This window comes from Streptomyces sp. NPDC043896 (assembly GCF_056435605.1).
In genome coordinates, this window is sequence record NZ_JBWKEE010000001.1 from 372,867 (window position 1) to 385,945 (window position 13,079).

At 71.9% G+C, this 13,079-nt stretch carries 9 protein-coding genes; 2 read left to right on the forward strand and 7 right to left on the reverse strand.

Features of this window, described 5'->3' with window-relative positions:
- Positions 1-7 precede the first annotated feature (7 nt).
- Positions 8-319 carry a type II toxin-antitoxin system antitoxin gene (locus tag AC069X_RS01815; RefSeq protein WP_478724003.1) on the reverse strand — a complete coding sequence of 104 codons (312 nt, stop codon included), beginning with the start codon at positions 317-319 and terminating at the stop codon, positions 8-10.
- Complete coding sequence (locus AC069X_RS01820) at positions 316-1,227, reverse strand: SPFH domain-containing protein (RefSeq protein WP_478724005.1); 912 nt, start codon at positions 1,225-1,227, stop codon at positions 316-318. Before AC069X_RS01820 ends, AC069X_RS01815 begins: the two co-directional genes overlap by 4 nt.
- Positions 1,228-1,471: 244 nt before the next feature.
- On the opposite strand from AC069X_RS01820, the gene AC069X_RS01825 reads away from it, so the two are divergent.
- Positions 1,472-3,763, forward strand: a complete 2,292-nt coding sequence (locus AC069X_RS01825; protein ID WP_478724007.1) for a transglycosylase domain-containing protein — start codon at positions 1,472-1,474, stop codon at positions 3,761-3,763.
- Between the two features lie 70 nt (positions 3,764-3,833).
- On the opposite strand, the gene AC069X_RS01830 is transcribed toward AC069X_RS01825, so the two are convergent.
- From AC069X_RS01830 to AC069X_RS01840, 3 genes are all read right to left on the reverse strand, one after another.
- Entirely contained in the window at positions 3,834-6,038 is a 2,205-nt protein-coding gene (locus AC069X_RS01830; protein ID WP_478724009.1) for a SpoIIE family protein phosphatase, read from the reverse strand.
- A gap of 251 nt (positions 6,039-6,289) precedes the next feature.
- Positions 6,290-7,009 (reverse strand): cytidylyl-2-hydroxypropylphosphonate hydrolase, encoded by a 720-nt coding sequence (fomD, locus tag AC069X_RS01835; protein ID WP_478724011.1) that lies wholly within the window; start codon positions 7,007-7,009, stop codon positions 6,290-6,292.
- Positions 7,010-7,112: 103 nt separating this feature from the next.
- Complete coding sequence (locus AC069X_RS01840) at positions 7,113-8,516, reverse strand: class II fumarate hydratase (RefSeq protein WP_478724013.1); 1,404 nt, start codon at positions 8,514-8,516, stop codon at positions 7,113-7,115.
- Between the two features lie 107 nt (positions 8,517-8,623).
- On the opposite strand from AC069X_RS01840, the gene AC069X_RS01845 reads away from it, so the two are divergent.
- Complete coding sequence (locus AC069X_RS01845; protein WP_478724015.1) at positions 8,624-10,153, forward strand: ricin-type beta-trefoil lectin domain protein; 1,530 nt, start codon at positions 8,624-8,626, stop codon at positions 10,151-10,153.
- Between the two features lie 109 nt (positions 10,154-10,262).
- Here the strand turns inward: AC069X_RS01845 and AC069X_RS01850 are convergent, their stop codons facing one another.
- The gene (locus AC069X_RS01850) at positions 10,263-11,039 is read right to left on the reverse strand and encodes a glycerophosphodiester phosphodiesterase (protein ID WP_478724017.1); all 777 of its coding nucleotides are present in this window, start codon (positions 11,037-11,039) and stop codon (positions 10,263-10,265) included.
- A 257-nt stretch (positions 11,040-11,296) separates the two neighbouring features.
- Entirely contained in the window at positions 11,297-12,964 is a 1,668-nt protein-coding gene (locus tag AC069X_RS01855; protein ID WP_478724019.1) for a fumarate hydratase, read from the reverse strand.
- Between the last annotated feature and the right edge of the window lie 115 nt (positions 12,965-13,079).

Here is a 13,079-nt window from a genome sequence, read left to right on the forward strand (position 1 = left end):
AACGGCTTCAGGAATCGGGGGAGTTGCGCGGTCGTCCGCGCGGGGGGATCGGCGCGGCGCCGCCAGGCAGGCGGCCCGACTCGGACAGGGCCCTGCGGAGCAGGAACTCGATCTGCGCGTTCGCGCTGCGCAGTTCCTCGCCGGCCCAGCGCGAGAGGGCGTCGTACACCTGCGGGTCGAGCCGCAGCAGCACCTGCTTGCGGGCCTGCCGCCCGGCCCGGGCGGGCTTGGCCCCCTCGGCGGGCCGGCCCGCGCCCGGGGCCGGGCCGGGGCCCTGGCCCTGGGCGCCGCCGGGGCGGGGAGCGGCGGCGGGGGTCACTGGTAGAGGGTGCCCGTGTTGATGACCGGCGAGGCCGCGCGGTCGCCGCAGAGCACCACCATCAGGTTCGACACCATGGCGGCCTTGCGCTCCGGGTCCAGGTCCACGATGTCCTCCTCGGCCAGCCGGGTCAGGGCGAGCTCCACCATGCCCACCGCACCCTCGACGATCTGCTTGCGGGCCGCCACGACCGCGCCCGCCTGCTGGCGCTGGAGCATCGCGGAGGCGATCTCGGGAGCGTACGCGAGGTGCGTGAAGCGGGACTCGATGATCTGCACGCCCGCCGCCTCGACGCGGGTCGCCAGCTCGACCGCGAGCTTCTCGGTGATCTCCTCGGCGTTGCCGCGCAGGGAGAGGCCGCCCTCGTCGTGGGAGTCGTAGGGGTACTCGATGGCGATGTGCCGGACCGCCGCCTCGGTCTGCGTCTCGACGAACTCGGTGAAGTCGTCGACCTCGAAGACGGCCCGCGCGGTGTCGGAGACCTTCCACACCACGACCGCCGCCAGCTCGATCGGATTGCCGTAGGCGTCGTTGACCTTCAGGACGGCCGTCTCGTGGTTGCGGACCCGGGTGGAGATCTTCTCGCGGGAGGTGAACGGGTTGACCCAGCGCAGCCCGTCCGTGCGGATCGTGCCCCGGTAGCGGCCGAACAGCTGGACCACCCGCGCCTCGCCCGGGGCCACGGTGTTCAGGCCGGTCATGGCGATGATCGAGCCCAGGAACAGCAGCGCGCCCAGCGGGATCAGGACCGCCTTGACGGCCGTCGCGTCCGCCACCGCGGCCACGGCGAGCAGGCCGGCGCCGGCGGCGGTGCCCAGCAGGCCGAGCAGCAGGGCCGGTCCGCCGCCGATGCTGCGCGCCGTGAACTCCCGTACCTCGCCCGGTCGCGCGTCCGCTGCACTTGTCATGGAATGCCCCCGTTTGATCTGTTGCGTCCGGTCACTGTCGGCCGTGTCGCTCTATCAAAGTGATATCACTTTTTGCGGACACCGCAACCCTTCCGGCATCGTGAGCGTCGGTTCCATCGGAGTGGGTGCTGATTCTCACGTCCGAATTGACCGGTATTGATCTGGGTTGATCAACCTTTGTCACAGCCTGCGGTGTTAGTTTTCTGAGCTGACGTCGGGGGGGTAATCGAGCGGAGCGGGAGCGATGGGCCGAGCAGATGCGCGACGGGCGCAGCAGCAACGCGGTGCGCGGAATGCGCCGAGCGGGCGCGCCGGCGGGCGCGCGGGCAAGGCGACGAAGAAGCGCAGTGGCATACGCCGCTTCCTCAACTGGAAGACGCTGCTGGGGACTTTCCTCGGCGGCCTCGTCCTCCTGGTGGTCGCGGGCATAGCCCTGTACTTCTCCGTGGACGAGCCGACCGACCCGAACAAGACCGCGACGCTGCAGAGCAACACGTACAAGTACGCCGACGGCTCGATCATGGCCCGCACCGGCGACATGAACCGCGAGATCGTCCCGATCGACAAGGTCCCCGAGGACGTCCGCACCGCGTTCATCGCGATCGAGAACAAGACCTTCTACACGGACCGCGGCGTCGACGTCATGGGCGTGCTCCGCGGCCTCGCCAACACGGTCCGCGGCAAGGGCACGGCCGGTGGTTCGACGATCACCCAGCAGTACGTCAAGAACTACTACCTGACCCAGGACCAGTCGCCGACGCGCAAGCTGCGCGAGCTGATCATCTCCCTCAAGGTCGACCAGCGGATGGAGAAGCCCGACATCCTCGCCGGTTACCTGAACACCAACTTCTACGGACGCAACGCGTACGGCATCCAGGCCGCCGCCCAGGCCTACTACGGGGTCGACTCCGACAAGCTGACCCTGGAGCAGGGCGCGTACCTCGCCGCCGTCATCCAGGCCCCCAGCCAGTACGACTGGGCGACCGCCGGCCCCAACGGCAAGCGGCTCGTCATGATCCGCTTCAACGCCGTCCTCGACAACATGGTCGAGATGGGCAAGCTGGACGCGGAGAAGCGCAAGACCCTGAAGTTCCAGGAGCCGATCAAGCCCAAGCCGCGTCCGGGCATGGACGGGCAGAAGGGCTACCTCATCCAGGCCGCCGAGGCCGAGATGAACCGCCAGGAGATCAAGGACTCCGAGATAGCCGCCGGCGGCTGGACGATCACCCTCGCCATCGACAAGAAGAAGCAGGCCGCCCTGGAGAAGGCCGTCCAGGACGAGCTGGAGTCCAAGCTGGAGCGCAAGAACACCAAGGACCGGCCCCAGGACCAGAGCGTCCAGGCCGGGGCCACCTCCGTGGACGCCAAGACCGGCTACATCGTCGCGATGTACGGCGGCCTGGGCCTGACGGAGAAGGCGGCGAGCAACGCCCTGCGCACCGACTTCCAGCCGGGATCGACCTTCAAGCCGATCGTGCTGGCCTCCGCCCTGGAGAACGGGTCGAAGACCCAGGACGGCCGCCCGATCAACCCGAGCACCCTCTACGACGGCACCAGCAAGCGCCCCGTGGTCGGCAGCGACACCCCGTTCGCCCCGCAGAACCAGGACAACGAGAACTACGGCGACCCGATGGTCTCCGTCCAGGAGGCCACCAACTCCTCCGTGAACTCGGTCTACGCCCAGATGATCGTGGACGCCAAGCCCACGAACGTGAAGAAGACCGCCCTCTCCATGGGCATGACCGACCGCCGGGGCTGGCCGCAGGACAGCCCCGCCATGTCGCTCGGCACGATGAGCGCCAACACCGTCGAGATGGCCGCCGTCTACGCCACCCTCGACAACCACGGCAAGAAGGTCACCCCGACCATCATCAAGAAGGCCGAGCACAAGGACGGCGAGTTCAAGCAGGTCAGCCCGATCGGCTCCCAGGTGCTCACCAGCACCACCGCCGACACCGTGACCAAGGTCCTCACCGGCGTCGTCCAGGACGGCTCCGGCAAGGCCGTCCGCAGCTCCGCCTACGAGGCCGCCGGCAAGACCGGTACCACCGAGTCCAACGTGGCCGCGTGGTTCACCGGCTACACCCCGGAGCTGGTCACCGTCGTCGCGATGTTCGGCGAGGACCCCAACACCCACGGCCAGGTCACCCTGACCGGTACCGCCGGCAAGGGCCGCGCGGGTGGCTCCAGCTTCCCCGCGCAGATCTGGCAGGCGTACACGACGGCCGCGCTCAAGGGCCAGACCACGGGCCAGTTCGACCTGGACGACGCCCGGATGGGCACCCCGGCGCCCTCCCGCGCCGCCACCCCGTCGGCCAGCCCCAGCGGCTCCGTCTCCCCGTCGCCGTCCGGCTCCGGCACCACCCGCCCGTCCGGCACCCCCGACCCCTCGGGCAGCTCCGGCCGGCCGACCCCGCCGACCGGCGGCCCGACGCCGCCCACCGGCAAGCCGACCCCGCCGACCGGGAAGCCGACCCCGCCGACGAAGGACCCGACGCCTCCCGGCCCGCCGCAGCCGAACCTGCTCGACAGGTAGCCGCGCACGACGACGACGGCCCCGCAGCGATCCCGCTGCGGGGCCGTTCCGTTTCCGCGTGCTCCGCCGGTCAGCGCCGCTCGTGCGGCCCCGGCAGCGGCAGCTCGAACCAGACCACCTTGCCGCTGCTCAGCCGCGTCGCACCCCACCGGCGGGCCAGCCGGTTGACCAGGAACAGGCCCCGCCCGCCCTCGTCGGTCTCCCGGGCCCGCCGCTGGCGCGGCAGCTGTGGGGAGTCGTCACCGACCTCGCAGCGCAGCACGTCCGTACGCAGCAGACGCAGCGTCACCGGCCGCTCCGCGTACCGGACCGCATTGGTGACCACCTCGCTGACCAGCAGCTCCAGCGAGTCGCTCAGCTCCTCCAGACCCCAGCGGGCCAGGGCGCGCCGAGCGAACCGGCGGGCCCGGCCCGGAGCGGTCTCTTCCGGGTCCAGGAACCAGTACGCCACGTCGCTGGGCGCGATCCCCTCGAAGCGGGCCGCGAGCAGCGCGATGTCGTCGTCCCGGTCGCCCGGGCCCAGCATGTCCAGCACGTCGTCGCAGAGGGCCTCCAGCGGCGGCGAGTGGTCCAGCCCGGTCAGCTGCGCCGTGGTGGCGAGACGCTCGCGCAGCTGCTCGATGCCCGTCCACACGTCCCGCAGCCGGGACTCCACCAGCCCGTCCGTGTACAGCAGCAGGGTCGCCCCCGCCGGGGCGTCCAGCTCCACGGCCTCGAAGTCCACGCCGCCGACCCCGATGGGGGCGCCCGGCGGGACGCGCAGCACCTCGGCGCGGCCGCCCAGGTGCAGCAGCACCGGCGGCGGGTGGCCCGCGTTGGCGATGGTGATGCGGTGCGAGACCGGGTCGTAGACCGCGTACAGGCAGGTGGCCATGCGGTCGGAGCCCAGCCGCTGGGCCTGCTCGTCCAGGTGGTGCAGCACCTCGGCCGGCGGCAGGTCCAGCTGGGCCAGGGTCTGCGCGGTGGTGCGCAGCTGGCCCATGATGGCCGCCGAGGTCATGGAGTGGCCCATGACGTCGCCGACGACCAGCGCGACCCGGCTGCCGGGCAGCGGTATGGCGTCGTACCAGTCACCGCCCACCCGGGCCGTCTCGGCGGCGGGCAGGTAGCGGGAGGCCAGCCGCACTCCGGTGGGCTGGGGGAGGCCGTCGGGCAGCATGGTGCGTTGGAGCTCGTCGGCGATGTACGCCTCGCGGCCGTAGAGCACCGCCTTGTCGATGCCGAGCGCGGTGTGCGTGGCCAGTTGCGCGGCCACCAGCAGGTCGTTCTGCTCGAAGGCGTCCCGGTCCGGGGTGCGCAGGAACACCGCCGCGCCGATCACGCGCCGGCGGCCCCGCAGCGGGGCCAGGATGGCCCGCTGGCCGCGCGGTACGGGATGGTCGGCGCCCAGCAGCTCCGGCAGCGCGTCCTTGGCCCCGGCGGCCGAACCGAAGACCGGCCGTACGCCGCGCAGCACCTCGGCGAGGGCCCCGCCGGGGCGGATCTCGCACAGCTCGGCCGCGGGCAGGTCACCCTGCGGGCCGACCAGCGGCAGCTGGCTGAAGTCGAGCTCGCCGGCGCCCCCCGCGGCACCGGCGCCCTCGGCGGCGTCGGTCAGGTCGTCGATCGGCCGGAGCCGGTCGGTGCGGCGCAGCCTTAAAACGACCGGGCCGACGGGCCGCTCGTCGCCGACGGGCAGCGGGTCGCGCAGGTAGACGAGGATGGCGTCGGAGAAGGTCGGCACGGTCGCCCGGCACAGGCCGAGCACGATCTCGTCGAGGTCGATGCCGCGCGCGATCCGGCGCGTGGCGGCGCCGACGAAGCGCAGCCGGTCGCCCTCGCGGCGGGCCACGCCGACCTCGACCGGGCCGGAGCCCGCGCCGGAACCGGAGCCCGCGCTGCCGGAGCCCGGGCCGGAGCCCGCGCCGGAACCGGAGCCCGCGCCGCCGGAGCCCGGGCCGAGGTCCGGGGCCGTCCGTACGGCCGCCGCGGCCGCCTCGGCCCCGCCGAGTCCGTCCGGGGCGCCGTCGGCCTGCCCGGGGCCGCCGGCCGGGGTGCGCCGGCCCGCGTTGCGCGCGGCCTCGCCGTCGCGGCCGCGCGCGGTGTCCGCGGCGGTGTCCGCCGGGCCGTGCCCGGAGCCCTCGCCGGTGGTGCCGCGCGGGCGCGGGAAGTCGGCATGCGTGCGTACGGCCTCGGCGGCCGCGATGGGGGCCTTGCCGTGGCCGAGCTCATCCGTACCTCCGCCGGAGGCGACGGTGGGCTGCGGGCCCTCCTGGGAGGTGGGGTACTCCGTCACGCGTGGAATTCCGTCCGTTTGCGCTCGATGTGCGCTGCACTCAACTCGGTCAGTCGCGGTATACCCGCTCAGCGGCGGGGGCACCATCACCCCCGGGTACCGCGTCCCGCTCGTTACCTTTCGCTCGCGTCGACCTCCGGTCAAGTCCCGGTCGCCGCAGGTCACTTACGGATGCGGGACCGGTAGGGCCCCCCGCGTACGACCGGCGGAGGACGATCCTACGTTTGAACCCCGGGGGCGCATCAAGGGTCTCATGAGGTCATATGCGCCGGGGTGCGGTCCCAGTCCTCGGGCAGAAGCGGAACTCCCCAGGCCGGATCGGGCCTCCAGTCCTGCCATCCGTCGCAGAACGGAGCCCCCCAGGCCTTGATGACCTCCACCGCCGCGCGCCCCGCGTCCACCACCTCGCGGGCCCGGCGCTGGTCCATCAGGCCGGTGCGCTGCGCCTGCGCGAACTCGTCCTCGTCCAGCCACTTCCAGCTGCGGTCCGGGTAGACGGCGATGTCCAGGAAGTGGTCCACGGAGTCGACCCCGCCGGCCCACCGGGTGCGGGGCTCCTCCAGGTTGACGTACCAGTTCTTCAGGTGCCAGTCGCCGTCCCAGAACAGCCAGACCGACCAGGGCTCCCCGGGCCGGGCCAGCTTGAGCACGCCCCCGCCGAACCAGTGCGAGCGCGCGGTGGTGCGCGGCGCGGTGTAGCGGGTGGCGAGCGGCTCGCGGTGCACCGGACTGCCGTCCGCCAGCACGGGCTTGACGCACTCGGTGCCGGGCGCCATCCACACCGCGAGCAGTTCGTCGGTGTCCCGGACCACCGTCACCGGGCGGGCGATGTGGAACGGGCCCTCCGCTCCCGGGGCGTGGTCGCGGTAGCGCCAGAGGATCTGCTCCCCGGGCGCCCAGCGCGCCCCCCGCGTTCCACCCCCCGCGGCGGGCCGTGCCGCGCCGCCCCCGGGCCTGTAGGTACCTGTCATGCGCAGATCTTAGGGCGGAGCCCCGTTGGGATGCTGCGGTGCAGGTCACGGAGGTGCCCGGGGGCCGCAAACGACCGGATTCGGCCCCTGGCCGGAACCGGTTTCAGGGGCGCGTCATCCGCAGGACGTCGAGCGCCTCGTCCAGCTGCGCGAGCGTCAGCGCGCCCCGGTCGACGTAGCCGGACTCCAGGACGACCTCCCTGATCGTCTTCCGCTCGGCGAGGGCGCGCTTGGCCACCTTGGCGGCCTCCTCGTACCCGATGTACCGGTTGAGCGGGGTCACCACCGAGGGCGAGGACTCGGCGTACTCCCTGGCACGCTCGGAGTTGGCGGTGATCCCGTCCACCGTGCGGTCGGCCAGCAGCCGGCTGCCGTTGCCGAGCAGGCGGATCGATTCGAGCAGGTTCCGGGCCATCACCGGGAGCATCACATTGAGCTCGAAGTTGCCGGCGGCGCCGGCCACGGCGACTGTCGCGTCGTTCCCCATCACCTGCGCGGCGATCATCAGCACCGCCTCGGGCACGACCGGATTGACCTTCCCGGGCATGATCGAGGACCCCGGCTGGAGATCCGGCAGATTGATTTCGGCCAATCCGGTGCGCGGACCGGAGGACATCCAGCGCAGATCGTTGCAGATCTTGGTGAGCGAGACGGCGATCGTACGGAGCACCCCCGACGTCTCCACCAGCGAGTCCCGCGCCCCCTGGGCCTCGAAGTGGTCGCGCGCCTCCGTCAGCGGCAGCCCCGTCGCCCCGGCCACCTCGGCGATCACGGCGGCGGAGAACCCGGGCGGGGTGTTGATGCCGGTGCCCACCGCCGTTCCGCCCAGCGGGAGTTCGGCCAGCCTCGGCAGGGCCGCGCGCAGCCGCTCGACGCCGTAACGGACCTGGGCGGCGTACCCGCCGAACTCCTGGCCCAGGGTCACCGGCGTGGCGTCCATCAGGTGGGTGCGCCCGGCCTTGACCACCTCGGCGAACTCCGCGGCCTTGCGCTCCAGGGCGGCGGCGAGGTGCTCCAGGGCCGGGATCAGCTCGCGGGAGACGGCGGCGGTGGCGGCGATGTGGATGGACGAGGGGAACACGTCGTTGGAGCTCTGCGAGGCGTTGACGTGGTCGTTGGGGTGGACCTCGCGCCCGAGCCGCTCGGTGGCCAGGGTGGCGATCACCTCGTTCGTGTTCATGTTGGACGAGGTCCCGGACCCGGTCTGGAAGACGTCGACGGGGAAGTGCTCGTCCCAGCGCCCCTCGGCGACCTCGGCGGCGGCGGACCGGATCGCCCGCGCGACGTCCTCGTCCACCACGCCCAGCTTCGCGTTGACCAGGGCGGCGGCGGCCTTGATCCGGGCGAGGGCCTCGATGTGGGCGCGCTCGATGCGCTGCCCGGAGAGCGGGAAGTTCTCGACCGCGCGCTGGGTCTGCGCGCGCCACTTGGCGTGCGCGGGCACCCGTACCTCGCCCATGGAGTCGTGCTCGGTCCGGAACGCCTGCGGCTGCTGATCGTCAGTCATCTTTGTAGCCTCCTCAGAAACTTGAGCAATTGTCTTGTTCGAACTGTTCCCATCTCCCCTACCGGCCAGTAAATACCGGGGGTAACACCGATATCGGGGAGGCGTTCATGGCACGTGCCCGCACGAAACCCAGGCTCAGATGTACCTTCGCCGCCATCGCGGCGTTCGCGGCCGCCCTCGGGGGCGTCACCGCCGTCACCCCCATGGCCCAGGCCGCCCCCGCCGCGTCCGGCGCGATCACGCCCCTCCCGCCGGAGCTGGAAGCCCTCCGCGCCGCCGAGGCGGTCCAGATCTACGGGGACCCGGCCGTCCGTCCCCTCGCGGACCGCAAGACCGGCCTCATCTCGCTCGGCGACAGCGAGATCTCCGGCGAGGGCGTCGGCAATTACGACCCCGCCACCAACACCCCCACCAACCAGTGCCACCGCTCGCCCGACGCGGCCATCCACCGCACCGGCATCCCCGCCGACCTGACCTTCAACGTCGCCTGCTCCGGCGGCTACACGGGCAACATCCGCATCGGCGGCAGCAAGCAGTACGCCGACGAACTCGTGCAGAGCGACAGCCTCGCCATCAAGGCCCGCAACACGAGGATCAAGATGGTGCTGCTGGTCGCCGGCGCCAACGACGACCTCCAGTTCGGCCCGGTCATGACCGACTGCGTCACCCGCTGGGTCCTCAGCCAGGGCACCTGCGAACCCAAGTACGCCCCGGGCTGGCAGGCACGCGTCGACGGCCTCAGGCCCAAGGTCGAAGCCACCGTCGCCGACCTCAAGACGGTCATGCGCGACGCCGGCTACGCCGACTCCGACTACAAGCTGGTCGTCATGGGCTACCCCAGCCCCATCGGCCCCGACTTCCACGACAACCCGAACTTCCCCGGCAAGCTCCCCGGGGGCTGCGCCGGCTACGACTCCGACGCCACCTGGGGCCGCAACTACGCAGTGCCCACCTTCGAGAAGGGGATGCGGGAGGCCGCCCGCAACTCCGGCGCGGTCTACCTCGACAACTCCCGGCTCTTCCACGGCCACGAGGTCTGCATGGAGGACACCTGGGCCCGCGGGCTCTACCTGGACCTCGGCGACCACTTCCCGTGGGACGAGAACACCGCCCGGCAGTCCTTCCACCCCAACTACCGCGGTCACGGCGCCTTCGCGTCCTGCCTCACGCAGCTCTACGCCTCGGGCCTGCGCGAGGCCTCCTGCGCGGACCCCGCCGGCACCGGCACGCCCGTACTCCAGGCCGGAGCCTGGGACTCCCTCTACAAGCCCCTGAAGAACGAGGCCACCGGCAACTGCCTCGACTCCTTCGGCGGCTCCAGCGCCAACGACACCAAGGTGGTCGGCTGGGACTGCCACGGCGGCCGCAACCAGGGCTGGTGGTACGACTCCGCCAGGAAGTCCCTCCACATCGAGCTCACCCACGACCGCTGCCTGGACGCCCCCGGAGCCGACTACGGCGCCGGCACCGGCCTGATCATCTACAACTGCCACGGCGGAGCCAACCAGCGGTTCGTCCGCGACGGCGCCACCCTGCGCCCCGCCGCGGCCACCGGCATGTGCCTCACCGTCGCCGCCGCCCACGAGCAGCTGCGCCTCCAGCCCTGCAACGGCTCGCCGAACCAGCGCTTCGCGTAACCCCCGCCGCGACCCCCGGGACCCCCACCTCACCGCCACCGAACCCCCCACACCCGGCCGGAGCGCATCCGGCCGGGTGTTCCCACGTCGGGGGACGCACGTAACGGCGTCACAGCGCCTCCAGCTGCTCCCGCACCTGCCGCGGCCGGTTGGTGATGATCGTCTCCACCCCGAGCCGTACGCACAGCTCCACGTCCTCGGGCTCGTCCACGGTCCACACCCGCACCCGCAGCCCCTTGGCCCTCAGCCGCCCCACCAGCCCCGGGTCCCTGCGCACCAGGTCGATACCCGGACCGGCGTGCCCCGCGAACGGCGGGCGCGGCGGCCGCAGGCTCCGCTCGATCAGGTACACCGCGGGCAGCCCCGGCGCCAGCCGGTGCAGCCGGGTCAGCGCGTTGCGGGAGAAGCTCATCACCTCGACCCGGCCGTCGGAGCCGTCGGCGAGCCCGTGCTCCTTCAGGACCCGCACCAGCTCGGCCTCCAGCCGGCCGCCCGCACGGGTGGGGTGCTTGGTCTCCACGGCCAGCCCCACCGGCCGGTCCGCCGCCAGCGCCTCCTTGAGCAGGTCCTCGAAGAGCAGCACCCGGGCGCCCCGGTGCTCCTCGCCCTTCCAGCCGCCGAAGTCGAACGCCGACAGCTGCCCGTACGTCAGCTCGGAGACGACCCCGCGCCCGTCCGAGGTCCGCTCCACCGTCCGGTCGTGCACGCACACCAGCCGCCCGTCGGCACTCAGCCGCACGTCGCACTCCAGGGCGTCGGCCCCGTCGGCGATGGCCCGCCGGTACGCCTCGATGGTGTGCTCGGGGTGCTCGTACGAGGCCCCGCGGTGCGCGACGACGCGCGTGGCGCGGGCGGTGCGGCGGAGGGAGGACGTCGGGGCTGTCATACGGGGATCCTTGCGAACCGGAGTGAACCCACTGCTGCGGGGCTGCGTACCCGACGTTAACCGGGCTCAGCGCGGCAGCGGCGGCAGGGGGGCCGCGCATCCGGTGACCTGGAGGTGGGAGTACTGACCCCAGCGAGGAGTTCGTCACCGGAGGCGCTCCGCTCCTGGCTGCCGCGGTCCGGCGGCTCCTCTGCCGGTCGACGGCCCCTCGGCGCCTGAACCGGGGCAGGGCGTGGCCGCCCCGCCCCGGCGGCGCTCTAGGCCAGACCCGGGCCGCGCACCGGGATGTGGGTGAACGTCGGCTCCGGGGCCGGGTTCTGGAAGAAGTCGTTCCCCTTGTCGTCCACGACGATGAAGGCGGGGAAGTCCTCGACCTCGATCTTCCAGACCGCCTCCATGCCGAGCTCCTCGTACTCCAGGACCTCGACCTTCTTGATGCAGTCCTGCGCCAGGCGCGCCGCGGGTCCCCCGATCGAGCCGAGGTAGAAGCCGCCGTGCGCGCCGCACGCGTCCGTCACCTGCTGCGAGCGGTTGCCCTTGGCCAGCATGACCTTGGAGCCGCCCGCCGCCTGGAACTGCTCGACGTAGCTGTCCATGCGGCCGGCCGTGGTCGGGCCGAAGGAGCCGGAGGCGTAGCCCTCCGGGGTCTTCGCCGGGCCGGCGTAGTACACCGGGTGGTCCTTGAGGTACTGCGGCATGCCCTCGCCCGCGTCCAGCCGCTCCTTGATCTTGGCGTGCGCGATGTCGCGGGCCACGACCAGGGGTCCGGTGAGGGACAGGCGGGTCTTGACCGGGTGCTTGGTCAGCGTCGCCAGGATCTCGTCCATCGGCTGGTTGAGGTCGATCTGCACCACGTCCGAGGACTCGTCCAGGTGGGAGTCCGTGGTGTCCGGCAGGAAGCGCGCCGGGTCGGTCTCCAGCTGCTCCAGGAAGACGCCCTCGGCGGTGATCTTCGCGACCGCCTGGCGGTCCGCCGAGCAGGAGACGGCGATCGCGACCGGGAGGGAGGCGCCGTGGCGGGGGAGGCGGACGACGCGGACGTCGTGGCAGAAGTACTTGCCGCCGAACTGCGCGCCGATGCCGATCTTCTGCGTCAGCTCGAAGACCTGCTGCTCCAGGTCGAGGTCGCGGAAGCCGTGGCCCAGGGCCGAGCCCTCGGTCGGCAGCTCGTCCAGGTAGTGCGCGGAGGCGTACTTGGCCGTCTTGAGGGCGTGCTCGGCGGAGGTGCCGCCGACCACGATCGCCAGGTGGTACGGCGGGCAGGCCGCCGTGCCGAGCGAGCGGATCTTCTCCTCCAGGAATTTCATCATGGAGGCCTCGTTGAGGACCGCCTTCGTCTCCTGGTAGAGGAAGGACTTGTTGGCGGAGCCGCCGCCCTTGGCCATGAAGAGGAACTTGTACGCGCCGCCGTCGGTCGCGTACAGCTCGATCTGCGCGGGCAGGTTCGAGCCGGTGTTCTTCTCCTCCCACATGGTGAGGGGGGCCATCTGCGAGTAGCGCAGGTTCAGCTTCGTGTACGCGTCGTAGATGCCGCGCGAGAGCGCCGCCTCGTCGCCGCCCTCGGTGAGGACGTTCTGGCCGCGCTTGCCCATCACGATCGCCGTGCCCGTGTCCTGGCACATCGGCAGGACGCCGGCCGCCGCGATGTTCGCGTTCTTCAGGAGGTCGAGCGCGACGAACTTGTCGTTCGAGCTGGCCTCCGGGTCGTCGATGATCCGGCGGAGCTGCGCGAGGTGCGCGGGGCGCAGGAAGTGCTGGATGTCGTGGATGGCCTCGGCGGCGAGCTTGCGCAGCGCCTCGGGCTCGACCTTGAGGAACGTACGGCCGTCGGCCTCGAAGGTCGAGACGCCCTCCGAGGTCACCAGCCGGTAGGGGGTGGTGTCCTCGCCCAGGGGGAGAAGGTCGGTGTACGCAAACTCTGGCATGACGGCAGTCATTCCTCACTCGGCAGACGGCGCTGGCGACCGATTTGGCAGCGCGGCTATCCAGCGTAGGACCTCTCGCGGCGGCCGTGTCTGTGAGGTAAGGCTCACCCAGCAG